The organism is Limosilactobacillus sp. (assembly GCF_051873075.1).
Lineage (GTDB): Bacteria > Bacillota > Bacilli > Lactobacillales > Lactobacillaceae > Limosilactobacillus.
On sequence record NZ_JBJEEM010000001.1, the window covers coordinates 1 to 23,885 of the forward strand.

Annotated in this window: 19 protein-coding genes; 14 read left to right on the forward strand and 5 right to left on the reverse strand. The window is 52.1% G+C overall.

The features are described from left to right. Positions 1 to 228: 228 nt before the first annotated feature. Positions 229 to 1,071 (reverse strand): aldo/keto reductase, encoded by an 843-nt coding sequence (locus tag ACI31J_RS00005; RefSeq protein WP_439772415.1) that lies wholly within the window; start codon positions 1,069 to 1,071, stop codon positions 229 to 231. Between the two features lie 56 nt (positions 1,072 to 1,127). After that, a complete protein-coding gene (locus ACI31J_RS00010) occupies positions 1,128 to 1,922 on the reverse strand; it encodes a serine hydrolase (RefSeq protein WP_439772416.1) in 795 nt (264 codons plus the stop codon). Positions 1,923 to 2,112: 190 nt separating this feature from the next. Between ACI31J_RS00010 and ACI31J_RS00015 the strand changes: the two genes are divergently transcribed. Continuing rightward, a complete protein-coding gene (locus ACI31J_RS00015; protein ID WP_439772417.1) occupies positions 2,113 to 3,369 on the forward strand; it encodes a D-alanyl-D-alanine carboxypeptidase family protein in 1,257 nt (418 codons plus the stop codon). Positions 3,370 to 3,672: 303 nt separating this feature from the next. Then, positions 3,673 to 5,142, forward strand: coding sequence for a C69 family dipeptidase (locus tag ACI31J_RS00020; RefSeq protein ID WP_439772418.1), 1,470 nt, complete (start codon positions 3,673 to 3,675; stop codon positions 5,140 to 5,142). A 133-nt stretch (positions 5,143 to 5,275) separates the two neighbouring features. Here ACI31J_RS00020 and ACI31J_RS00025 read toward each other — a convergent pair whose 3' ends face one another. Beyond that, positions 5,276 to 6,313, reverse strand: a complete 1,038-nt coding sequence (locus tag ACI31J_RS00025) for an aldose epimerase family protein (RefSeq protein ID WP_439772419.1) — start codon at positions 6,311 to 6,313, stop codon at positions 5,276 to 5,278. A 163-nt stretch (positions 6,314 to 6,476) separates the two neighbouring features. Here ACI31J_RS00025 and ACI31J_RS00030 point away from each other — a divergent pair, with 163 nt between their 5' ends. Beyond that, positions 6,477 to 6,650 carry a hypothetical protein gene (locus ACI31J_RS00030; protein ID WP_439772420.1) on the forward strand — a complete coding sequence of 58 codons (174 nt, stop codon included), beginning with the start codon at positions 6,477 to 6,479 and terminating at the stop codon, positions 6,648 to 6,650. 145 nt (positions 6,651 to 6,795) lie between these two features. On the opposite strand, the gene ACI31J_RS00035 is transcribed toward ACI31J_RS00030, so the two are convergent. Continuing rightward, the gene (locus ACI31J_RS00035) at positions 6,796 to 8,187 is read right to left on the reverse strand and encodes a DUF2252 domain-containing protein (protein ID WP_439772421.1); all 1,392 of its coding nucleotides are present in this window, start codon (positions 8,185 to 8,187) and stop codon (positions 6,796 to 6,798) included. 140 nt (positions 8,188 to 8,327) lie between these two features. Here ACI31J_RS00035 and ACI31J_RS00040 point away from each other — a divergent pair, with 140 nt between their 5' ends. From ACI31J_RS00040 to ACI31J_RS00050, 3 genes are read left to right on the forward strand one after another with little or no spacing between them, the layout of a single operon-like run. Then, complete coding sequence (locus tag ACI31J_RS00040) at positions 8,328 to 9,923, forward strand: IS1096 element passenger TnpR family protein (protein WP_439772422.1); 1,596 nt, start codon at positions 8,328 to 8,330, stop codon at positions 9,921 to 9,923. Positions 9,924 to 9,956: 33 nt separating this feature from the next. Next, positions 9,957 to 11,006 (forward strand): zinc-dependent alcohol dehydrogenase family protein, encoded by a 1,050-nt coding sequence (locus ACI31J_RS00045; RefSeq protein WP_439772423.1) that lies wholly within the window; start codon positions 9,957 to 9,959, stop codon positions 11,004 to 11,006. A gap of 46 nt (positions 11,007 to 11,052) precedes the next feature. Next, the gene (locus ACI31J_RS00050) at positions 11,053 to 11,637 is read left to right on the forward strand and encodes a peptidylprolyl isomerase (protein WP_439772424.1); all 585 of its coding nucleotides are present in this window, start codon (positions 11,053 to 11,055) and stop codon (positions 11,635 to 11,637) included. Between the two features lie 143 nt (positions 11,638 to 11,780). On the opposite strand, the gene ACI31J_RS00055 is transcribed toward ACI31J_RS00050, so the two are convergent. Beyond that, positions 11,781 to 12,662: a LysR family transcriptional regulator gene (locus ACI31J_RS00055; RefSeq protein ID WP_439772425.1), complete on the reverse strand. Its 882-nt coding sequence runs from the start codon at positions 12,660 to 12,662 to the stop codon at positions 11,781 to 11,783. Positions 12,663 to 12,769: 107 nt separating this feature from the next. Here ACI31J_RS00055 and ACI31J_RS00060 point away from each other — a divergent pair, with 107 nt between their 5' ends. From ACI31J_RS00060 to ACI31J_RS00095, 8 genes are all read left to right on the forward strand, one after another. Next, on the forward strand, positions 12,770 to 14,410 hold the full coding sequence (locus ACI31J_RS00060) for a malolactic enzyme (RefSeq protein ID WP_439772433.1): 1,641 nt from the start codon (positions 12,770 to 12,772) through the stop codon (positions 14,408 to 14,410). Positions 14,411 to 14,722: 312 nt separating this feature from the next. Continuing rightward, positions 14,723 to 16,114, forward strand: coding sequence for a class II fumarate hydratase (locus ACI31J_RS00065; protein WP_439772426.1), 1,392 nt, complete (start codon positions 14,723 to 14,725; stop codon positions 16,112 to 16,114). A 74-nt stretch (positions 16,115 to 16,188) separates the two neighbouring features. Further along, the gene (locus ACI31J_RS00070; protein ID WP_439772427.1) at positions 16,189 to 17,583 is read left to right on the forward strand and encodes a flavocytochrome c; all 1,395 of its coding nucleotides are present in this window, start codon (positions 16,189 to 16,191) and stop codon (positions 17,581 to 17,583) included. 85 nt (positions 17,584 to 17,668) lie between these two features. Further along, the gene (locus ACI31J_RS00075) at positions 17,669 to 19,090 is read left to right on the forward strand and encodes an anion permease (protein ID WP_439772428.1); all 1,422 of its coding nucleotides are present in this window, start codon (positions 17,669 to 17,671) and stop codon (positions 19,088 to 19,090) included. 115 nt (positions 19,091 to 19,205) lie between these two features. Further along, positions 19,206 to 20,093 (forward strand): LysR family transcriptional regulator, encoded by an 888-nt coding sequence (locus ACI31J_RS00080; RefSeq protein WP_439772429.1) that lies wholly within the window; start codon positions 19,206 to 19,208, stop codon positions 20,091 to 20,093. Positions 20,094 to 20,175: 82 nt separating this feature from the next. Continuing rightward, positions 20,176 to 21,540, forward strand: coding sequence for a threonine/serine ThrE exporter family protein (locus tag ACI31J_RS00085; RefSeq protein ID WP_439772430.1), 1,365 nt, complete (start codon positions 20,176 to 20,178; stop codon positions 21,538 to 21,540). A gap of 13 nt (positions 21,541 to 21,553) precedes the next feature. Beyond that, the gene (locus ACI31J_RS00090) at positions 21,554 to 22,219 is read left to right on the forward strand and encodes a uracil-DNA glycosylase (protein ID WP_439772431.1); all 666 of its coding nucleotides are present in this window, start codon (positions 21,554 to 21,556) and stop codon (positions 22,217 to 22,219) included. Between the two features lie 111 nt (positions 22,220 to 22,330). Continuing rightward, entirely contained in the window at positions 22,331 to 23,812 is a 1,482-nt protein-coding gene (locus tag ACI31J_RS00095; RefSeq protein WP_439772432.1) for an MFS transporter, read from the forward strand. Positions 23,813 to 23,885 lie beyond the last annotated feature (73 nt).

Consider the following 23,885-nt stretch of genomic DNA (forward strand, 5'->3'; position numbering starts at 1 on the left):
AATCATTTTCATTGTGATCCCACCGCAGATTTATGAAAATGCAATGTAAGCTTGCCGTTCCTGGGGAGAAGTGACAAATGTGAAAGTAGTAACTAAAAAAGGACTGGAAAAACTGCTGTTTTTCCAGTCCTTAACTTTTATACAGTAATTGCAGGAAATCACGGGCTAGCTTCGCGTCGAAGAACGTTGCTAGTGTATGAAGCGCTTAGGTGTTTTTCCAGTTTCTATTTAATATTGTCTGTTATACTCATAGGTCAGCTCTGGTTCCCGGCCCGTCCGCTGGTAGTTGTTAAGGGCGTCGATCTGTTGCATCTCCGACTCAGACAGTTTGAAGTCGTAGATGTCAGCGTTCTGGGCAATCCGGGCGGCATGGATTGACTTCGGAATGAAGGAGACCCCATTTTGAAGGTGCCAGCGTAGGATGACCTGGGCAGGGGACTTACCATGAGCGGCGGCGATCTTCTTCAGCACTTCCTCGCCAAGGACGGCGCCCCGACCCAGGGGACTCCAGGCCTGGGTGATGATCCGGTGGTCGCGGTTAAACTTCAGCAGCGGCTTCTGGGTCAGCAATGGGTGCAATTCGATCTGGTCGACGACGGGTAGTTCGTGCGCCTTGGTTGCTAGGTACTGCAGGTGGATCATCTGGTAGTTGCTGACCCCGATTGACTTAGCAAGACCAGCACTCTTTAAGTCCTCGAATGCCCGCCAGGTTTCAAAGAAGGCACGCTGGATCGGCCAGTGGACCAGCAGGAGGTCAACATAGTCCGTCTGCAGCTTCGTTAGTGACGCCTTGACCGACTTGATAGTCTGCTCATAACCCTGGTTTTCTTCAGCAACCTTAGTGGTAAGAAAAATCTCGTTCCGTGGGAGCTGGAGGTCTTTCAAGGCCGTGCCGACTTCAGCTTCGTTGCCGTACAGCTGGGCGGTGTCAAACAGACGGTATCCGGCCATGTAGGCGTCCTTAATGGTGTTAGTCATCGTCTCCTGGCCGTCGACCTTATAGAGGCCGAATCCTTCCTGCGGCATTTTGTTACCGTCGGCGAGTTCTAACCAATTATCTTTAATGTTCATTTTTGTCACCTCATAATTATTAGCGTACACCAATTCGGGTCTGGGGATTAACCTGTTTATTCCATGATTGATTTAGTAGTGCGAGCCAATTGTTCGATGGTTTGCTGGCCAGTAACCATGCTGTTATTTTTGTCGGTGTAAATGGCGATGGTGTAGCTGGTGCCGTTGTCGTTCTTGACGTAGCCGATGCTGTTGACGATCCAATCATCGGATCCATAGCTCAGCCAGCCATTCTTGATAGCGAAGTTATTGCTGCCGGCCGAGATTCCCCAGGCCTGATTAGATTCCACGTTATCCATCATGTTACGGATGGTGGCGCGTTCCTGGTTGTTGAGCAAGGTGGACTTATAAAAGATGTTGTTGAGGAGTTTGATCTGATCGGCGGGGGTGGTAGTCGTGAGCCCCCACTGCGTATATGCCACCGAGTTCTTCATTCCGAACTTATTAAACGTTTCCTGGAGGCCTTCTTTGCCGCCAAGCTCATTGAAGAGGGTGGTAGTAGAATCGTTGTCGCTCTGCTCAATCATTTTTTTGGCCAGTTCTTCCTGGCTGCTGCTCAGTGGGGACTGTTGCTTGAGCATGAGGCCGGCGAGGATACTGACTTTGACGGTACTTGCCGTGTGGAATTTATGTTTTGGGGCGTTCGTGGACGTGTAGGTCTGATGAGTCTTTGGCGAGTAGACGGCGATCGCTACGTTGTCACTTGATGTATAGACAATTTTGTTCCAGTTAGCCTTCAGCCGAGCACCGACTGACAGGAAGTGGTGCAGGCCGAAGATAATAACTAAAATGAGCAGAATAATTAAAAACCATCGTGGCCGACGACGGCGCATGTGCTGATCACGCTGCATGATGCAGGCTCCCTTCTCTAATGATGTGCGTACAGTAACCATCATACTTGTGAAATTAAGAAAAGAAAATATTTTAACCATTAATTTAACCAATAGTTTGAGAATTTGCTTGAATATTTAATGAAGTTCACTGATAATTCATTTTTAGAGTCTATCCTAGAGAGGATGGAAAATTAGGAAGGAATATCTAATGAAAAAAATTGGTCATAAGTTGATTCACTTTTTATTACTGTTTCTGGCATTGAATCTGAGCCTGGCTGGCTTGGCAGGGCACGCTAAGGCCAGTGATGATGCCTTTTACAATATGAAAGCCCGGGCGGCCTATGCAATTGATGCGCAAACCGGGCAGGTTCTTTACCAGAAAAATGCTAACAAAACCTACCCCATTGCCTCGCTGACAAAGATTTTAACCCTGGCGGTAATTGAGCAAGACATTAGAGACCATAAGCTCAGTTGGAACCAGAAGATCAAGATAACACCAGAGGTTGCTAAGGTTGCCAATGACTGGCACTTCTCAAATGTTCAGCTGAACGCGGGGGAGCAGTACTCCGTTCGTCAGCTGGTCGAGTCTATGATGCTGGTATCGGCTGATGGGAGCACTGAGGCCCTGGCCTTGGCTGATGCTGGGAGTACAGCGGCCTTTAACCGCAAGATGCAGGCGGTGGCGAAGGAGGCCGGGGTTACCGATGCAAAAATCTACAATATGATCGGCCTGCCCAATAGCAGTTTGGGCAAGCACCGGCTTAAAAATATTGATAAGGATGCCGAAAATGAGATGTCGGCCAAGGACTTGGCACTGATTTCTCGCTATGTCATTAACAAATATCCGGAGACGTTAAAGATCACCAAGAAGAAGTTTGCTAACTTTGACGTCACCGCTGGCCAGCAGTACCAGATGGTTAACATCAACGCCCTGCTTCCCCAAAATGGGTATGCTCCTCAGAACTGGGACATTGATGGCTTGAAGACCGGAAACACGGATGCAGCTGGAAAGTGCATTGTGACTACCGGGACTTATGCCGGCCGCCGGGTTATCCTGGTAGCTCTGCATACCAAGGGTGACTGGAACAACCAGTCGAAGATGCAAAAGGAATTCTATGAGGCCTTGGCAGCTAACTACCAGCCAGTTGAGCTGAAGAAGATCACTGAACTGCCAAAACAGGTCCAACAGACGCGGGTGGTCCACGCCAAGAAGAAACGGAATGTTCGCCTGCAATTGGCTAAGCCACAGTGGGTTTGGCTAAAGAAAGGCGACGATTGGAAAGCTACCAAGCCAAGGTTTATTCCGGCAGCAGACCGGCAATCGGTTACCGGCAAGCTGGAGGCTCCACTGAAGAAGGGCCAGCATGTTGGCGAGATCGAGCTGCAGCTTTCAGGGATGCCGTCGTTGAAGCTTCCGGTTAATAGCAGTCAAACTATTGCTGTCCGGTCGTTTTGGGATAGATAAGTACTGTACAAAAGTTAAGAACCGATGAGAGCCTGAAGGAAATTTTCCTCAGGCTCTTTTGCTTTGAAAACATATGAAAGATTTTGCATGTATTGTGCAGATTCGCTAGTGAATAATATTTCTCAAACTTGTGAAATAGTGAATTTATATACTTTGCTTAGGGATGAACCCTTGGCCCTGTCGTGAGAAATGTATATGATATGCGCTACACTGTCTTGTTGTTGACCATTTGGTTGATTCTGTACAGGAAGAATGGTATCTTTGCAGTGCAATGAAAGCGTTACCATTGGGGAGGTAATAATTATGATAAACCGATTTAAGTGTTTAGTAGGTTTGGCGACGTTTGGAATGGTAATGGGGACCGTCAGCTCGGCCAGTGCCTGTACCACGGTCCTGGTTGGTAAGAAGGCCAGCGCGGATGGTTCCACGATGATCGCACGGAACGAAGATGCAGATACGGCCTGGGCCAAGCATTATATTTACCATGCAGCTAACAGTAATGGACCGACTCAATACGTGTCCAAAGACAACAAGTTCACGGTTGATCTGCCGGCTGACCAGCAACGCTACACGAGTACCCCGGACTGGCAGCAGGTCGATGGCCAGGACCAGTTTGGTGAAGACGGGATCAACGGTAGCAACGTGGCAATGAGTGCTACTGAGTCCGGGACCACCAATAAGAAGGCTCAAAAGGCCGATCCATTTGTCAAAAACGGGCTAGAAGAGCAGTCCATGCTGGATGTGGTTCTGCCATATGTTCACTCTGCGCGTGGCGGGGTTGAGCGCCTTGGTCACATTATTGAAACCAAGGGTTCCGCTGAAAACAACGGGGTGATCTTCAGCGACAAGAACTCCATCTGGTACATGGAAATCGTCTCTGGTCACCACTGGGCAGCGGTCCGGGTACCAAATGACAAGTATGCGGTTATTCCAAACCAGACCATGATCGGTAACGTTGATACTAAGAAGGGCAACTACATGGCCTCCAAGAACATGGTTTCCTTTGTCAAGAAGCACCATCTGAACGGTTATGTTAACAGCCACCAGGTTAACTTTGCCGAAGCCTTTGGGACAAACAACAAGGAAGACGCTACCTACAACCGTCCACGGGTATGGGATGGTCAACGGATCCTGACCCCAAGCAAGAAGCAGTCAATCGATAAGAAGCACTTCACGATGTTCATGAAGCCGGACAAGAAGATCACTGTTACCAAGGTTCAGAAGGTCTTAGCCTCCCACTTTAACGGCACGAAGTACGACAGCAATGGCAAGTGGGTTGGCGGTTACCGGCCAATCAACGTTCCAACCGATGTTGAATCCCACATCCTGCAAATTCGGAACAATGTTCCTGACGACATTGCCGGAATTCAATGGTTAGCAATGGCTTCACCAGCTACGAGTGTTTACGTACCGTTCTACACGAACATCACCAATACTCCTGCTAACTACCAGAAGGGTACTGACAAGCCAGACAACACTTCTGCTTACTGGACTTACAAGATGACGCGGGTATTAACCGACCCATACAAGAACAAGCTGATCAACAAGGATGTTGTGCCTGTTCAAAAGAAGGTTCAAAAGCACCTTGACCAGAACCTTGCTAAGTCTGACAAGCAAGCCGAATCACTGCCAAGTGACCAGGTTGCTGACTACCTGACGCAATGCAACCAAGAGAATGCCGACTACGCTCAGAAGGCCTTCAAGAAGTTGAACCAGAAGCTGACGGTAGATTCATCACGGCAAACCAAGATTGTCCAAGATAAGAACCTGTAATACCAATTAAAAAGCTCGCCAGACTACTCAGCAAGTAGCCTGACGAGCTTTTTGGTATAAGAAAGCCCCTTAGCTTTTTAGAGCTAGGGGGCTTTCAATAGGAGTTGATATTTAATTGGCAGTTTAAGATGCTTTAGTATTCAACGTGCCACTTAATGGTGTACGTCTTTTCCTCGTTTGGCCGCAGGGTGATGTCACCGAATTCTGGGTGGTGAGGAGCATCAGACAGGGTCTGGGCTTCCATGGCGAGCCCGAGGTGTGGGTGAACCTGGCCGTGGTTGTAGACGGCCTTGTCGTCGGAATTCATGGTGTACATCACGAGACCGTTACGGTCAGAGTACAGTTCCATCTTCCGGCCGCTAGCCTTGTCTTCTAGGGTAGCTACTGGCTTGGTCAGACTTGGTTCAACTTCCCAGATATCATCGAAGCCGTTTTCCTTGGTAGAAGCCATTTCCTTCAGGGCGTCACCGAGTCGGGTTGGCTTGGAGAAGTCAAATGGGGTGCCAGCGTTTTCGATTTTTTCACCAGTAGGGATCTTGCCGCTGTCAACTGCCAAGTGGTACTTGGAGTTAACTTGCAGAACCAAATCATCAACTGTCTTGGCATCCGCGTGGGCCATGTTCCAGTAGGTGTGGTTGGTTGGGTTGAAGACGGTGTCAGAGTCGGTGGTGGCAGCGAACTTCAGCGTTAGGCTATCGTCGTTGTCGAGCGTGTAGGTAGCAGTGACGTGGATGGTGCCAGGGAAGGTATCATCCTTTTCACTCAGTGTCAGGCTCAGGGTGATCGAAACTTGATCATCGCTGACGTCGGTGCTGTCGACGTGCCAGATATGGTTGTAAAAACCATTGGTACCACCGTGCAGGGTGTTTTCCCCTTCGTTTTGCTCCAGCTTGACGTCCTTGCCGAAGATCTTGAATTCACCGTGGGCGATCCGGCCGGCAACACGACCGATCAGCCGGTTGGTGCAGAAACCGTTGTTAGTAAATTCGTCCAAGTTTTCGGAAGTCAGGACCATGTCGGCCTTACCGCCATCCTTGGTTGGGACTTTGAATGATTGGAGCAGACCGGCGAAGTCCAGAATCCCAGCTTGAACACCGTTGTCGTTGGTTAGAACATACTTAGTGACTGGTTCACCCTTGAATTGTCCGAATGGGAACTGTGCAATATCCATTATCGAAAAAACCTCCTTGAAAGTAAGCGCTTTAATATACACCTATTATTCTAGCACATTTTTTATCGATATGTGCAACCGTTTGCACGACTATTAGTTTTTTGACAGGGCCGGGGCTAACCACTTAAAATTAGGGCAGTAATAACAAGTGAGGGTGAGGAAAATGGCCAAGTTTGATTGGGACAAGTTTAAGGAATCCTGCCGGCGCAACTTCATGGATTTCTTGGGAATCTTTGCGGCTGAGGACCGGTTCATTCACGAGCACAAGCACCGGAGCAGCCGGATTGCAGAGCAGGATCGTTATGGGGCCGTGAAGGATCAGGATGATCAAAAATAAGAAGCTGGGAAGCTTTGACTAGCTACTAGGAGCTTCCGTGAACACAAATAGGGCGCAAGCGTTCGGAATTTCCGAATACTTGCGCCCTATTTGTGGCCTGCACTGTTAACTTTTAGCTTGTGTAGGCTCCCCTTACTTAACTGTTTTACTTCTCATCAATGTACTTTTTAAATGCTTGGTAATCCTGATCAACCTGTTCGGTGTATTGCAGGGCCCAATCGGCCAGCCCATTATCGAGCGACTTTTGGTGACGCAGGTATCCCCGCAACATTGGGGAGGTTGGACTCTGGGCGTGGGCCATTGCCAGGCAGAAGGCACAGGTCTGGCAGTACAGCTGGTAGCTGGCGAAGTCCAGTTTATCGATCTTAATCGACTCTTTCATGTCCCGGAACTGCCGAACGTAGTAGCTTCGCTTGCCGAATTTGGTGCTGGCCAGGAACGGGTCGGAAGTCGATTGAAGGACACGCTGGGCCGTAACGATTCGCCGACCGGCCAGCAGACCGTTATCAATGGCTTGCTGGACATGCAGGGTGAGGAGGTTGTAACGCAGCGGCATGGCTTCCTTGATCTGGAGAACCAGATGGCTGCCATCAATCCCAGTCAAGAGAAGCAGGAAGCAACGGGTGCCGAAACTCCCCACCCCGACGCTGTAACGGATGATGTCAGTGATGTGGAAGTTGGCCAGGTAGACCTTGATGTCTTGACGGACGTTATCACGGTATTGTTCATAACCGGCGACGACAGACTGGTATTCCTCATCGCTGAGGTGCTTAGCACGCGGCGGATTATCGCGAAAAATCAGTTGGCCGCGGTTGTTGATTGTTCCCATCTTGTTGATGATTTCTTCGGAGTTGCTATGCTGACTCTTCTTGATGATGTTTTGCAGCACCTTTTCCATTTGCTCTGGCGTGCCATCATCGCCCAGCTTGTGGATATTATCGATCATGTCGTGGATTTCAAAGGAGTAGTAGAAGACCGCCGATAACGGAAGCTTGTTGGCGTTCTTGATGGCGTGACGGTAAGTTTTGGTGGTCAACTCAAGGAGCTGGTGAAGATCATCTTTTTCAAAGCCGTTTTCTTCACCGGCCAGCTCGATACTGACGAGGAGCCGCTTGAGGTCACTCTCCCAGTTGCCGATCCGGGCCTCGTCAAAGTCATTGAGTCCAAAGAGCAGTTTTCGTTCAGGGGAAGCATAGAAGCCAAAGTTGTTTACGTGGGCGTCTCCACAGATCACGATGGGCATGTTGCTTTGGTACTGGTGCTTGAGGTCCTGCTCCATCAGCTCGGCAGTGCCGCGGAAGAAGGTAAAACGGCTGGCCAGCATGCGTTGGTGCCGCAGGGGGAGTAATTCGGGAATCATCTTGGCCTCGGTATGGTTAATGGCGGCTACCGGATCACGGTGAACGGGGACAAAGGTACTCAGCTTTTCACTGGGAACCTCCTTTTGGTGTTGTTTACCGGCCTGTTCGAGTTCGGCCTTGCTCTTGTTGATCTTGATCTTTTTTAAGTCGAAAATGTCTAATCGTGGTTGGTCCATATCAATACTTCCTCTTTTACTTGAAATTACTGATTACCCTCATTTTAATGAATTCTTTAAATTTGTAAATATAGGTTTGTGTTCGTCTACGGTCTCTGTCACAATTAAGATAGAGAAACTATTGAGAGGAGTGGGTTAGTTTGATTATTACTGTTGAAAATTCGGTTGCGCAAAACTTGCACATTAATCCCCGGACCATCAACGAAGCACAGCTAACGAGTCCGGACGCGTGGACGATCCGCACCAGCGGTGACTTCATGATTGTTATGAACAACCTGTTGGCACTACCGGTAATTGTCCGTCATCCCCAACGCTTCACTGATTCGCGGTCCTTTATCACCGCCTTCAAGCGGGAATTCTTGCAGTTGATGGAACAGATGCCGATTCCACATGCCAAGATTGGAATGATCCGTAACGCTCAGTTTCAAGACATCCGCTTCACCAGTCAGCAGGCCGCCACGGCTCCGCAACATTTGCAGACCTACCAGAATGTCCTGATTGGCCCTAATTCGGCGATTGATTGGGATAGTCATCCCAGTAACGTTGAACTGGCCCTCCAACTTGCCGGCCAGACGGAAATTTACGATCCCGCTGAAGATGATGGGCAATCGGTGCAGAAACTCCTCGAAAACTATGTAATGAGAAATTTTTCTCTGCCAGCTCACCCAACCTTAAACGAGCATAACCGCAACTATCGTTATTACAGCCGTTCGCTAAACGACGTGATGAATGCTGTCGCGGTGGACGAACGCTTGCTAAAAGACTACCGGCAGTACCTGCAGAACCGGGGGAAGAACGACCAGGTGATCGACCGGGACCTCGACGTGACCGATGACTATTTCAGTTTTTGTGACGGCTACGATAAGACTATCTTTGACGACCTCGCCTTGGCCTACAACTACCTGCTAAATTACGCAGCCGCGTCGGAAACGCGTGTGACGGCTTCCCAGCTTCGTGATAAGTGTATGGCATTGCGGGACCTAGGCCGGTTTATGTGCTATCAGCGGCTCTTTTCTGTGGAGGACTTTGAACGGTTCATTCAGGCGATCAACCAGGGGGCGAGTGACCTGATCACCACGGATCGGGACTACTATTTCCAGCGCTTGCTCTTCAACGTCCACAACCAGGTTCAGGACCAGCGGGATGCCTTGGCAGTGGCCCGGCACCGCAGCCACCAACGCTATAAGCTGACGGTCACCCTAAAAGACTACCAGCCAACCATGTGGCGCCAGTTTGAATTCGGCGGTGATATCCGCCTAGATAGCCTGTGCTATCAGATCCTGGCCAGTTTCAGGGCGAACGGCCACCACCTTTTTAAGCTTCAGGACCAAAAGCTTGATTATCAGCTGCCGATCATGGACGTCGGCCGTGGTACTCAGGCAAGTCTATTAGACCACTGGCTTGGTGAATATCATGTGGGTGACGAGCTACTCTTAACCTATGACTTTGGCGACTGCTGGTGTTTCAAGATTAAGGTTGAGATGATTACTACTGAGTCACGCATGCGAACGCCGGGAACCGCCAAGTTGCTTGCCGGTAGCGGGCAGGGAATCATTGATAGCATCGGCGGCACGACTGGCCTGACCGAAGTTGCCAAGGACGACCCGACGATTGACCAGTCGCTGGTTGTCAATGAGGAACAAGCTGCCTGGTTGAAGCGGGTCGACCAGCTGAAAAAGTCCTATCGCCGATCAAATGTTATTTTCTTCACAAGCCTGCGGAATGGGTTACAATAAGGTTGTAAGTACAATTAAGTGAGGCTGATAGACATGGAAACGCAAATGGATGATTTACCAAAGACGATGCGGGCCTGGGCGGTTACCACTCCCGGGCCGATCGATGGTGACCAGGCGCCACTCAAGCTGGTGGAGAAGCCGGTGCCTACTCCCGGCCGGGGCGAGGTCCTAGTTAAGGTCTTAACCTGCGGGGTCTGCCACACTGACCTCCACGTGACTGAGGGGGACTTGCCCGTACATAAGGAACACGTGACGCCGGGGCACGAGATCGTCGGCAAGGTGGTTGCCCAGGGACCTGAGACGCAACGCTTTAGCCTGGGCGAACGGATTGGGATTCCGTGGTTCCGGCACGCCTGCGGGGTTTGCAAGTTCTGCCGGTCCGGTCATGAAAATCTTTGTCCACACTCCGTCTACACCGGCTGGGACCACGATGGCGGCTATGCTGAATACGTCACAGTGCCTGAAGGCTTTGCCTATCGGATCCCAGAGAAATTTGACTCGCTAACGGCTGCTCCATTGCTTTGCGCCGGGATCATCGGCTACCGGGCCTTTGAACGGGCCAACGTTCCGGCTGGCGGCCGGTTAGGATTGTATGGCTTTGGCGGTTCGGCCCACATCACGGCTCAGATTGCCATGGCCCAGGGGATCGAGGTGCATGTCTTCACGCGGGGTGCCGATGCCCGTAAATTTGCCCTCCAGCTGGGTTGTGCCTCGGCCCATGGTGCTTATGATTTGTCTGACGTGCCGTTGGACTCCTCAATCATTTTTGCGCCGGTCGGTGACATCGTCTTGCCGGCCATGGCCAGCCTAATTCCGGGTGGGACCCTGGCACTGGCGGGCATTCACATGACCGATGTACCAGCCCTGAATTACCAGAAGCACCTCTTCCACGAGAAGACGATCACCAGTGTGGAGAGCAATACCCGTCGTGATGGTGAAGAATTCTTGACCCTGGCCGACCGGCTGAACATCCGGCCCGAGGTCCATGAATACCCGTTTGAGAAGGCTAACGAGGCCTTGAAGTACGTCAAGCGTGGTGACATCAAGGGCGCCTGTGTCCTCCGGATTAGCCATGACGAATAGCCGATGGTATACTAGATTGCATTATGAACTGAAATGAGGGAATAAAATGGATTATCCACAATTAGACCTGGCCAAGGCCCAGGGACCAAAAGCCGTTATCAAGACTAACCTGGGGACGATTGAGGTTCAGCTCTTCGAGAAGCTGGCGGCCAAGACGGTCAAGAACTTCGTTGAGCTGGCAAAGAAGGGCTACTATGACGGGGTGACCTTCCACCGGGTCATCCCAGACTTCATGATCCAGGGTGGCGACCCGACCGGGACTGGTCGTGGCGGTGAGAGTATCTACGGCCACCCGTTTGAAGACGAGTTTAGTGAGCAACTGTTCAACTTCAATGGGGCCCTCTCGATGGCCAATGCTGGTCCGAATACCAACGGTAGCCAGTTCTTCATCGTTTCCAACGAGCATGTCCCAGCCAACATGATTGACCAGATGAAGATGGTTGGCTACCCGCAAGAAGTGATCGACCACTACAAGGAAAACGGGGGTACCCCATGGCTTGACCACCGGCACACTGTCTTCGGCCAGGTGATCAAGGGGATGGATGTCGTGACTGCCATCAGTAAGGTTGAGCGTGACCAGATGGATAAGCCAAAGGACGATGTTGTGATGGAAAAGGTCACAATTGAATAAGAAACTGTGGGAAAGCACCTAAACGCTCCGTATGGCTTTGCACATCATCGGACATTAGGAGAGCACTTGAGCCTTGTGGTTTTCCGCAATTGCTGAATAGTTATTAAGAACCGCCGCAAGATTTTCTTGCGGCGGTTCTTGCTTTAGTCTGGGTTATTAGTGAGCAGGTCCCACAGTTCCTGCTTGCGCGGGGGCAGCTCCTCGTTTTCACGCATCGCCACGGAGAGGTGGAAGACAGGCTGATCAGGATCGTTGATTGCGACCTGCTTGACGTTGTCGCCCTGCTCTACGGCGAGACTAGTCAGGAAGGTGATTCCGAGATTTTCACTGACCATCGCCTTGATAACGTGGATATCAGCGGTCCGGTAGAGGATGCGCGGCCGGAAATGGGCCCGGCGACACATTTGCTTGAAGGCCTGGTTGTGGAAAAACTCGGTGTCGGGGACGATGAACTGCTCATTCTTCAGGCTAGCGAAGTCCACCGTCTGCCGTTTGGCCAGGGGATGGTTGTTGGCGACGATAACCTGAAAGGGGAAGCGGGCCAATTCGTGAGCCTTCAAGCGCGCTTCCTTGAGCGGATTCAGCGAGCCGAGGAGGGCCATGTCGAGGTCCCCGTGCAGTAGCATCTTCAGCAGTTCCCGTGAGCCATGTTCGCTAGTTTCCAGGTCCGGCATCAGTTGGTAACGCATCAGTTTCGGCGTCAGCGGTGGGAAGTAATAGTTGCCAATAATCGGCGGCAGGCCGAAGCGAATCTTGGTGGAATTAGCCTGGTCGATCTCCTTTTGGGCGACCTGGAGCTCGTTTAGAATCAAGGCGACGTGGTTGGCAAACTGCTGGCCGGTGGCGGTGATGCGAAGCTCCCGGTGGACGTGGTCACGCACGAAAAAGGTGGTTCCGTAGTCCTGCTCCAGGCGCTGGATGGCCATGGTGATGGTTGGTTGACTGACCCCGAAGTGCTGGGCAACTTTGGAAAAATTTTTATCTTTTATCAGCTGGTGGTAGTATTCTAAATCTTTAATTTTCATTTACTTTCCTCTATATCAATGGTTTAAGCCTTGCACATTAAGTTTATTTATATCATAGCACTAATTTGACTATAGAATAATCCACTCACTATGATGGGGACAATCAAATAAAAAGGAAGACGATATTAATGAATAAGGCAATGGCAATCTTAAACGACCCCTTCAAAAATAAGGGGACCGCGTTTACCCAAGCAGAACGGGAACAGTTAGGACTGATCGGGGTTCTCCCGCCACGAATCAAGACGATTGAAGAGCAGGCCGCCGAAACTTACGCCCTCTTTGAGACTAAGACCAGTAACATTGAGAAGCGGCACTTCTTAATGGAAGTCTTCAATACTAACCGGACCCTGTTCTTTTACCTGATGGATCAACACATCACGGAATTCATGCCGATTGTGTATGATCCGGTAATTGCTGAATCGATCGAAAGCTACAACGAACGGTACATGCGGCCGCAGGATGCCGTTTACCTTTCCGTCAAGCACCCCGAGCGGATCAAGGAAAGTCTTGCCAACGTCAGCGGTGACCGTGACATCCGCCTGATCGTGGTTACTGATGCCCAGGGAATCCTCGGGATTGGTGACTGGGGCGTTGACGGGGTTGACATTGCCGTCGGTAAGCTGATGGTCTATACTGCCGCCGCCGGAATCGACCCGTCGCAAGTACTCCCAATCTCCATTGATGCCGGGACTGACAATCAGAAGCTGCTGGATGATCCTAACTACCTTGGTGAACGCCACCAGCGGATCACAGGCAAAGAATACTTTGACTTCATCGACCGCTTTGTTGATGAAGTGGAAAAGCTTTACCCAAAGAGCCTGCTTCACTTTGAAGATTTTGGACGGGGGACCGCGGCGAAGATCCTTGACAAGTACCAAGACAAGATCCTGACCTTCAACGATGATATCCAGGGGACGGGGATCATTGCCCTGGCCGGGGTACTTGGTGCCATGAACATTTCCAAGGAGAAGCTGGTTGATCAGACCTTCCTGACCTTTGGTGCTGGGACTGCCGGCATGGGAATTGCTAAGATGCTCTATGATGAACTCGTTCGCCAGGGCTTGACCCCGGAAGAGGCGAAGAAACACTTCTACCTGGTTGACAAGCAGGGCCTGCTTTTTGACGACACTGAGGGGCTAACCGACAAGCAGAAGCCGTTTACCCGGCAACGGAGTGAATTCACCAATGCAGACGAGCTGACCAACCTCCTGGCCGTAGTTAAGACCATTCACCCAACTGTGATGATCGGGACCTCGACTCAGCCCGGAACCTTCGATGAGGCCGTCGTTAAGGAAATGGCCGCCCATACTGACCGGCCGGTAATCTTCCCATTGTCTAATCCAACCAAGCTAGCGGAGGCAAAGGCCGCTGACCTGCTGAAGTGGACCGATGGCCGGGCCCTGGTGGCAACCGGGATCCCGGTTGATGACATTACCTACCAAGGGGTAACTTACCAGATTGGCCAGGCCAACAACGCTTTGATCTATCCTGGCGTGGGCTTCGGTGCCCTGGCCGTTCAAGCCACGCAACTGAATGACACCATGCTAGCGGCTGCTGCACACGCCTTGAGTGGCTTAGTAGATCCCGACCAGCCTGGCGCAGCCGTTTTGCCGCCAGTTTCCAAACTGGCTGAATTTTCTCAACGGGTTGCACAACGGGTGGCCCAATCCGCCATTGATCAGGGTCTGACGACGATGACCGATGCTAAGCAGGCCGTTGAAGACGCCAAGTGGGAACCAAAGTATTAAGCTTATGCTGACTAGGCAAACACTAGCAAATTAGTCTAAAAAGTTTGTGATTCTGATCTTAAAATTGCAAAATCTCAAGAAGTTAATTTAATAATTTCTTGAGATTTTTTGGTAGACTGGCTTGTGAAAAAAATAGTCTGTAGGAATGAAAACGCCTTTATAATAGCCTGCTCGCTGGTTGATATAAGTGAAAATTATGGAATGCTAAAGGTTTGACTATGCAGGGGCCGACGGGGTAGGATAGTGTTGTAAATGATGTGTAACATTTCACAAACAATTAACTTTTGATTACATCATTGGAGGCGTCAAAAAATGACAGAATACCGTACTGAAGAAGACACGTTAGGTCCCGTTAAGATTCCCGCTGATGCACTGTGGGGTCCCCAGACTGAACGTAGTCGCAACAACTTCCCAACTGGCCAATACATGCCACTGGCGATCATCCGTGCACTGCTGAACATCAAGAAGGCAGCTGCCCAAGCCAACATGGAAACTGGGGCCATCTCTGATGAAAAGGGTAACCTGATCGTTAAGGCCATCGACGAACTGCTGGCCTTGAGCGATGAAGACCTGCGCAAGGACTTCCCGCTGAAGGTTTATCAAACCGGTTCTGGTACGCAGACCAACATGAACACGAATGAAGTAGTTGCTCACAAGGCTCACCAGCTCAACCCGGACATCGAAATTCTGCCAAACGACGATGTTAACAAGGGTCAAAGTTCTAACGATACCTTCCCAACGGCCATGAACGTGGTTGCTTTGGAAGCTGTTAACAAGCTGAAGCCAGCCGTTCAACACCTGATCGATGAATTGAAGATCAAGCAGGACAAGTACTGGAAGACGGTCAAGGTTGGCCGGACCCACCTGCAAGATGCCGTGCCATTGACTTTCGGTCAAGAAGTATCCGGCTACGTTGCCGCCTTGGAACACGACCTGGACTACATCAAGACTCTTGAACCAACGCTGAACGAACTGGCCATCGGTGGGACTGCCGTTGGTACCGGTCTGAACGCCGCTGAAGGAATGCCAGACAAGATCGCCGAAAAGCTTTCTGCAGTTTACGGGTTGAACCTGACTGCTAAGAGCAACAAGTTCTACGGCCTGGCTAACCACTCCGGCTTAAACGTTATGCACGGTGCCTTGAAGACTTTGGCTGCCGACATGTTCAAGATTGCGCAGGATATCCGTTTCCTCGCTTCTGGTCCGCGGGCTGGTTACGATGAATTGAACATCCCAGCCAACGAACCTGGTTCTTCCATCATGCCTGGTAAGGTTAACCCAACCCAAGCCGAAGCCGTTACAATGGCTGCCCTGCGGGTCTTCGGTAATGACACCGTTGTTACGATGGCATCATCCCAAGGTAACTTCGAAATGAACGTTTACAAGCCAGTAATGATCGACGCCTTCTTGGAATCTGCTGACCTGCTGGCCGGGACGATCACTGGCTTCACCGACCGTTGTGTCAAGGGCCTGACTGTCAACGAAAAACGGATGGCTGAACTGGTTGACAACTCCCTGATGACGGTTACGGCATTGTCACCACACATCGGTTACCACGACAGCGCTAAGATTGCCCAGGCCGCAGACAAGGCCGGCAGCACGCTGAAGGAAGCCGCTCTTAAGTCTGGCAAGGTTACTGAAGAACAATACGATGAGTGGATGGACATGTTGAAGATGACCAACGCTGATCGTGCTGACAAGTAATAAAATGATAATGGGGCAGGCGCGTATCGACTGCCTCTTTGACTGATTAAGCAAACGAAAAGGAGCGCATTATAATGGCAGAAAAGTTTCAACCATTATCTGTAAGTAAGCTGGCTGACAGTTACGACGCCGTCATCATCGGTTCTGGTGGGACGGGGCTGTCCGCTGCCATTCAAGCCCATGAGCTGGGATTGAAGGTCGCCGTCTTTGAAAAGGAAGAAGAACTGGGTGGTAACACCAACCGGGCTTCCTCAGGGATGAACGCCGCCGAGACCAACGTGCAACTGAAGCATGGGGTGATCGACAACGTGGCCGACTTCTACCGTGAAACCTACAAGGACGGTGGCCGCTTAAACGACAAGGACATGCTGGGCTACTTCGTATACCACACGGCCCCAGCAATCGACTGGTTAGCAGACCACGGGGTCAAGCTTGATGACATCACCGTTACCGGGGGGATGTCCAAGAAGCGGACCCACCGGCCGGCAAGCATGGCCCCAATCGGCGGTTTCTTAGTTAAGAGCCTGCTGGACGTTGTTGCCAAGGAAGACATTCCAGTGTTCAACAACACCAAGGTGACGAGCCTGCTCCAGGATGACGAAGGCCGGATCAACGGGGTTAAGATCAACGCCAACGGCCTGATTAAGACGATCGACGCTAAGGCGGTAATCCTGGCCACTGGTGGTTTCGGTGCTTCCAAGGAATACATCGAACGTTTCCGTCCCGACCTCAAGGATTACAAGACCACTAACCAGCCGGGAGCTACCGGTGACGGTTTGAAGCTGGCCGAAAACGTCGGTGCCGAACTGATGCAGATGAACCTGGTTCAAGTTCACCCAACGGTTCAACAAGACCACCCGCATGTCTACCTGATTGGTGAGGCTGTTCGTGGTGAGGGGGCCATCCTGGTTAACGCGCAGGGAAAGCGGTTCGTCAACGAACTGAACACCCGGAAGATCGTTTCCAACAGCATCACGGCCCTGCCAGAACACAGTGCCTACTTGATCTTTGACCAAGGTATCCGTGACCGGGCCAAGGCCATCGAATTCTATGACAAGGTTGGCTTGGTTGTCCACGGTGACACCATTGAAGACCTGGCCAAAAAGCTGAAGATGGACCCAGCAACCTTGAGTCAAACGGTAGCAACCTGGAACAAGGCGGTTGAAGGTCACAACGACCAAGAATTTGGCCGGACGACCGGGATGGACCGGGGAATCACTAAGCCGGGCTTCTTCGCCATCCACATTGCACCTGCCATTCACTACACGATGGGGGGCATCCACGTTACGCCGAAGACCCAAGTGCTTGACGGTAACGGTGACGTGATCAAGGGCCTGTTCGCTGCCGGTGAAGTTGCCGGTGGTCTGCACGGTAACAACCGGGTCGGTGGTAACTCCATCGCCGAAACGGTGGTCTTTGGTCGTCAAGCCGGACAACAGGTAACCCTGTACGTTCGCAACCACAAGTAACCATTGATTAGCGGTCGGGCGGTATCCGGCCCGTTCGCCTTGCAATTATTTATCAACGATGAGACATAAGAGGAATTATTGAAAGATGAAAAAATTAGAACACGTCAACTATCGTGGCTTCATCTTGCCAGTCGTCGTGGGATTGATTATCTGGCTGATGACGCCAATTAAGCCGGCGGCAGTGCCAGTTGCCGGCTGGCATATGTTTGCCCTGTTTGTGGGTACCATCATTGCCTGCATCACGCGCCCACTGCCAATTGGTGGGGTTTCAATCGTCGCCTTTGCCTTAACCGTCCTTACTAAGACAGTGCCGATGGACAAGGCAATCGTCGGCTTCGGGAATGCTTCAATCTGGATGATCGCGATGGCCTTCTTCATCGCCCGGGGATTCATCAAGACCGGTCTCGGTCGGCGGATCGCCCTGAACTTCGTGAAGGCCTTCGGTAAGCGGACTTTGGGATTGGCTTACTCCTTGATCGGGGTTGACCTGATCTTGGCTCCGGCAACGCCAAGTAACACGGCCCGTGCCGGTGGGGTCCTGTACCCAATCATTAAGTCCCTTTCCCAATCCTTTGGCTCAGACCCGAAGGACGGGACCCAGCGGAAGATCGGTTCATTCCTGATCTTTGCTGAATACCACGGTGACATGATCACAGCGGCCATGTTCATGACCGCGATGGCTGCCAACCCGCTGGTTCAAACCCTGGCCAAGGGTTGCGGCGTTGACATCACCTGGGGTGGCTGGTTCCTAGCTGCCCTGGTACCGGGGATCATCTCATTGATCGTCGTACCATGGTTGATCTACAAGATGTACCCGCCTGAGATCAAGGAAACGCCAAACGCCAAGCAATGGGCTGAAAAAGAGCTCGCTGAGATGGGCCCAATGAGCGTGGCCGAAAAGATCATGGCTGTGATCTTTGTCCTGGCCCTGATTCTGTGGATGACGGGTAGCTTCATCGGCATCGACGCCACCCTGGCGGCCTTCATCGCCCTGGCGCTCTTGCTCTTGACGGGGGTACTGAGCTGGCAGGATGTCCTTCACGAAACTGGTGCTTGGAACACCCTGACCTGGTTCTCCGTTCTGGTTATGATGGCCGGTTCACTGACCACCTTGGGCTTCATCCCATGGTTGAGCAAGGCGATCGGTAGTTCCCTGCACGGGATGAACTGGGTCCTCGTATTGATTATCCTGATCGTCTTCTACTTCTACAGTCACTACCTGTTTGCCAGTTCCACGGCCCACGTTACGGCGATGTACAGCGCCCTGTTAGCCGTTGCCATCTCCGCCAACGTGCCGCCAATGCTGGCTGCCCTCTTGCTCGGGTTCTTCGGTAACCTGATGGCCTCCACGACCCACTATGCTTCTGGTCCGGCACCAGTGCTCTTCGGTTCTGGTTACGTTCCGCAGTCCAAGTGGTGGACGCTGAACCTTATCTTAGGGATTTTCTACCTGGTCGTTTGGATCGGTGTCGGCAGTCTCTGGATGAAAGTTATCGGTATGTGGTAATAAATTAATGAGTCTGATTAGCAAATTTACTTTGCTGACCAGGCTCTTTTTGTTTTCCAGAATGAATAATTGCTATAATATACTGTTAGTAAAATCTGCCGATGGAGGAATTTTAATGAACACGCGAGATCTACAATATTTTGTCGCCCTGGTAAGGTATAAGAACTACACCCAGGTTGCCAAGCAATTCCAGGTGTCTCAGCCCACCATTACCCAGGCGATCCAGCGGCTTGAGCGCGAATTTGGAGCTCCGCTGGTCCGCAAAGACCGGGTGCATCGCGACGAGATGATCACCAGAAGCGGCCGTCTACTCTATGAGAATGCTCAGCTGATCAACGAGAAGATCGAGCTGACGCACAAGGCGATTCGGCGGGCCAACCAGAAGCAGATCCGCTTTGGAATGCCGCCGATCATTGGCCGGCTCTACATTTCAAAGATCGTCAGCGAGTTTTCTAAGGACCTCCTGTCACGGCTGAAAATCACCTCAGTGGGCTCTCACGAGTTACTGAGCCTGGTCCGCAACGGCAAGATTGATATTGCCCTGTTGGGGTCGACCGCCCCAATTAGTGAACCAGGTGTGTACGCGGATCTGATCTCGGGGCGGTGCTTCGGGGTCATCGTCAGTACCAAGAACCCCCTGGCCAAACGGGACCAAGTTAGCTTTAAGGAGCTGGCGAGCGAACGCTTTATCAGCTTTGACCAGCAGTATGTCCACCAGGCTGCCTTCCGGGCTTACTGCGCCTATGCCCAGATCAACCCGACCGTTGCGATGTACCGGATCCCCGACATCTCCTGGATCAAGGAGCTGGTTCGCCAGAACATCGGCATCTGCCTGATGGCCAAGGACGCCTTGGCTAACGAGCCCGGCATCAAGTTTGTCGAAATTACCGATCCGTTGCCAGAACGTTTCTACATCTCGGTGGCCACCCGGGAAGGTTACGTCTTAAGTCCCGACGAACAGGACTTTATCGACCGCTTGCGCAAATTGCATGTGGAAAATTAGGGGGACCATTGACAGGGGTCGTATAATGATTAATGATATTTTGGCAAATTTGATTAATTGATTTTGGGGGACAGTAAAAGTCATGAGCAAAGACGACGAACTAATGACGGGTTTCGAACCGGCACAGCACCTATCCGAAAAACACCACATGGCTATTCCGTGGCAGGACTTCTTCACCAACGATAACTTCACCCCGGCCAGTGAGGCTAACCTGGTGGAACGGGCGGCAATTGTTGGCCGGATCGGGCTGATGATGCTTTCCTACGGGACTGGGGCATGGCGGGTCCGGGATTCAATGAATATTGTGGCCCGGAAGCTCAAGATGACCTGCACAGTTGATATCGGTTTGGTGTCTCTTGAGTACACTTGCATGGACGCCCATCATAGCTATACGCAGGCGGTTTCGCTCCCCAGTACCGGGGTCAACACGACCAAGCTGGCCAAGATGGAACGGTTCATCGATGACTTCAACGACCATGGTGACGAGATGACGATTGGGGAAATTCATGCCAGCCTGGAAAAAATTGCCCATTCAAAGGGAAACTATGCGCCGTATCAAGTTGGTCTGGCGGCGGCGTTGGCGTGCAGCGCCTTCGTTTTTCTGCTCGGTGGGGGACCGATCGAGATGATCTGCAGCTTCATTGGGGCGGGACTAGGTAACCTCGTCCGGCGGAAACTGATTGACCGCCATATCACCCTGTTTGCTTGCATTGCAGTTGCGGTCGCGGTAGCTTGTCTGTCCTACCTGTTATCGCTGAGTATCCTCCAACTTGGGTTACACGTCAGTTCGCGGCACGAAGCAGGCTACATCGGGGCGATGCTCTTTATCATCCCTGGATTCCCGTTCATCACCAGCGGTTTGGACATCGCCAAGCTGGACATGCGGTCAGGATTGGAGCGAATGGCCTACGCGATTGCCATTATCCTGGTGGCAACCCTGGTCGGTTGGATCGTGGCATTGGCGGTGAACCTGCGTCCCGAGAACTTCGCTGCCCTGCCGCTGTCGGCCATGACGTTGTTATTGTTGCGGATTCCTGCCAGTTTCTGCGGGGTCTTCGGCTTCTCGATCATGTTCAACAGTACGCCGCGAATGGCCGCGATTGCGGGCCTGATCGGGGCGATAGCCAACACGACGCGGCTGGAATTGACCGACTTGACCAATATTCCGGCGGGGGCGGCGGCCTTTATCGGGGCCCTGGTGGCTGGTCTCTTGGCTGCGGTGGCCAAGCGCAAGGTCCGTTTTCCCCAGATCTCGATCACGGTTCCATCGATTGTTATCATGGTGCCAGGACTGTACCTGTATCGGGGAATGTACAATCTCGGCCTGACCTCAATCAGTGTCGGGGCCCTCTGGATCACCAAGGCTCTGCTGATCGTTGTCTTCCTGCCGTTAGGGTTGATTGCGGCCCGGATCTTGACCGATACCAAGTGGCGTCATAACGGCTGACGGGGGTAGTGCGATGATCATCAAGTATCCTGAAGAATTGCTAAAAGCCGTCAAGGAGGAGACTGCGGGTCGAAACCTGACGGGCTTTACTCCCGGCCAGGGCCCCCGTCATCCAGAGCTAATGCTGATCGGGGAAGCACCGGGCCGGCACGAGGAAAAGGTCAACATCCCCTTTTCCGGAGCGTCGGGGCAGGAGCTGATGAAGCTGGTTGAATCGATTGGCTATTCCCGCCAGACGGTTTACATCACCAGTGTGGTCCGGCAGCGGCCATATTCAGTCAAGCAGGTGCGGGATAAGAAGACCGGTCAGGTTGTTGAAAAGACGCCGAACCGGACGCCGACTAAGGGGGAGGTGCGGGCATTCGCGCCGCTCTTTGATTGGGAGCTGCACTACGTTGACCCGCAGGTGCTGGTCCCCCTGGGCAATACTGCCCTCCAGCGCTTGCTTGGACCCCAGGCCAACATCGGTCAGCTGCACGGCCAGGCCCTCACGTCTTCGATTCAGGAGGCGGATCCGGCCGGGCGGGGCTACCGGCAGAGTGAGCGCCAGTACCGACTTTTCCCGATGTACCACCCGGCGGCGATCCTGTATGCCCGCCGGCTGCAGCCCACCGTTGAGGCCGACTGGCAGCGCTTGGGTCAGTTCATGCGTGATTTGCATCGTAAAGAAAACGAATAAGGTAATATACTTTTGAACTTTTTACCGGTATAATAGAAAACTAGATTCGGAAACTTCTTGCTTGCAAGGAGTTTTTTTAATTTTCGTGCATTGTAATGGGAGGATGAGTTTTTGCTAGAAAATCAACGGCGGACAATTGTGACGGGGGCCCTGCTGCTCTCCAATATCATGGCGGGAATGGACGGGACGATCGTTAACACCGCCTTGCCAGCGATTACCAGTGACCTGCATGCTTTGCAGTACATGGGCTGGATCGTGGCGACCTTTCTGCTGGGAATGGCCGTGGCCACCCCGCTGTGGAGCAAGTTTGGTGAGCACAAGGGGAATAAGGTGGTCTATATCTGTGCCACGACCATGTTCATGGTGGGAGCTATTTTTCAGGGACTGGCGCCCAATATCCTGTGGTTTATCATTGCCCGGACGGTGATGGGGATCGGCGCTGGGGGGATGAACACGATTCCCTTCATCGTCTTCGCGGAAATCTACCAGAACCTGCGTAAGCGGGCCGAGGTCCTAGGAATTTCCAGTGCCTGTTTCGGGACGGCCTCGATCATCGGGCCCCTGCTCGGTGGCTGGCTGGTTGATACCTGGAGCTGGCACTGGGTCTTCTACGTCAACGTACCGATTGCCATCGTGGCGATCACGATTATTTCAATCTTCTACAAGAACTCGGGCCAGCAGGCGGCCGGTAAGCCGGTTGACTACCTCGGGGCGACCCTGCTGGTGACCAGTCTGACCACGATCCTAGTGGCCGTGCAGCTGATCGGTTCGGTTTCCTTGCTGGTGGTTGTGGCCCTTCTGGCAATCGGGGTGGCCTTGCTTTGCTGGATGGCCAGAGTCGACAGCCGGGCGGCCGACCCGATTGTGCCCAGTCGGCTCTTCAAGAACCGCGAGTTGGTGATTGACTTCTCTTTATTTGTGATCATCTGGGGTTCTTTTATCGCCTTCATCACCTATATTCCAATGTGGGCGCAGGGACTGCTGGGGTTAAGCGCCCTCCTCGGGGGGATGACCCAGATCCCGGGTGCCGTCACGAACTTCATCGGTTCCGAGTTAGTCCCATTTTTGCAGGAGCGCTGGGGCAAGTATTGGATTGTTACCTGCGGGGCGGCATCGATCTTCATTGCCTTTCTCGGGATCCTGATCGCCGGGGAAGATGCCCCGTTCTGGCTCCTGCTAACGATGGGAGCCTTTGAAGGAATGGGGGTCGGCCTGGTCTTCAACATTCTACAGATTAGCGTGCAGACCGACGCGGAGTTGCGCGACGTCCCCATTGCCACCTCGATGGGGTACCTGTTGCGGATCCTCAGTCAAACTCTGATGGCGGCGGCCTACGGGGTAATCTTAAACAACCAGCTGTTTAAGGGTGTCCAGCATTCGCACGGGATTACGATGACCATGCTGAACAAGTTGTCAAATGCCGAAACGGCCGACACGTTGCCCAAAGCCCTGATCCCGACGATGCGCCACATCCTCTATAGCGGTTACCGGGACATCGTGATCGCGGCGATCATCCTGATCGCTATTTCGCTACTGATCGTCATCCCACTCGGTTGGCGTCATCACCTGGCGGTTCAGCGACAACGCGGATAAACTAAAAATCGACTGATGAGGGCTATAATGCCCTCTAAGTATACAGATGAAATAGAAAATTCATCTTATACTT

Bases quoted from the DNA above. Each gene is read 5' to 3' on its own strand.
- ACI31J_RS00035 (WP_439772421.1), bottom strand. From the start codon at position 8,187: ATGGACCAACCACGATTAGACATTTTCGACTTAAAAAAGATCAAGATC.
- ACI31J_RS00010 (WP_439772416.1), bottom strand. From the start codon at position 1,922: ATGCAGCGTGATCAGCACATGCGCCGTCGTCGGCCACGATGGTTTTTA.
- ACI31J_RS00030 (WP_439772420.1), top strand. From the start codon at position 6,477: ATGGCCAAGTTTGATTGGGACAAGTTTAAGGAATCCTGCCGGCGCAAC.
- ACI31J_RS00050 (WP_439772424.1), top strand. From the start codon at position 11,053: ATGGATTATCCACAATTAGACCTGGCCAAGGCCCAGGGACCAAAAGCC.
- ACI31J_RS00090 (WP_439772431.1), top strand. From the start codon at position 21,554: ATGATCATCAAGTATCCTGAAGAATTGCTAAAAGCCGTCAAGGAGGAG.
- ACI31J_RS00085 (WP_439772430.1), top strand. From the start codon at position 20,176: ATGAGCAAAGACGACGAACTAATGACGGGTTTCGAACCGGCACAGCAC.
- ACI31J_RS00025 (WP_439772419.1), bottom strand. From the start codon at position 6,313: ATGGATATTGCACAGTTCCCATTCGGACAATTCAAGGGTGAACCAGTC.
- ACI31J_RS00075 (WP_439772428.1), top strand. From the start codon at position 17,669: ATGAAAAAATTAGAACACGTCAACTATCGTGGCTTCATCTTGCCAGTC.
- ACI31J_RS00005 (WP_439772415.1), bottom strand. From the start codon at position 1,071: ATGAACATTAAAGATAATTGGTTAGAACTCGCCGACGGTAACAAAATG.
- ACI31J_RS00070 (WP_439772427.1), top strand. From the start codon at position 16,189: ATGGCAGAAAAGTTTCAACCATTATCTGTAAGTAAGCTGGCTGACAGT.
- ACI31J_RS00065 (WP_439772426.1), top strand. From the start codon at position 14,723: ATGACAGAATACCGTACTGAAGAAGACACGTTAGGTCCCGTTAAGATT.
- ACI31J_RS00015 (WP_439772417.1), top strand. From the start codon at position 2,113: ATGAAAAAAATTGGTCATAAGTTGATTCACTTTTTATTACTGTTTCTG.
- ACI31J_RS00055 (WP_439772425.1), bottom strand. From the start codon at position 12,662: ATGAAAATTAAAGATTTAGAATACTACCACCAGCTGATAAAAGATAAA.
- ACI31J_RS00080 (WP_439772429.1), top strand. From the start codon at position 19,206: ATGAACACGCGAGATCTACAATATTTTGTCGCCCTGGTAAGGTATAAG.
- ACI31J_RS00020 (WP_439772418.1), top strand. From the start codon at position 3,673: ATGATAAACCGATTTAAGTGTTTAGTAGGTTTGGCGACGTTTGGAATG.
- ACI31J_RS00045 (WP_439772423.1), top strand. From the start codon at position 9,957: ATGGAAACGCAAATGGATGATTTACCAAAGACGATGCGGGCCTGGGCG.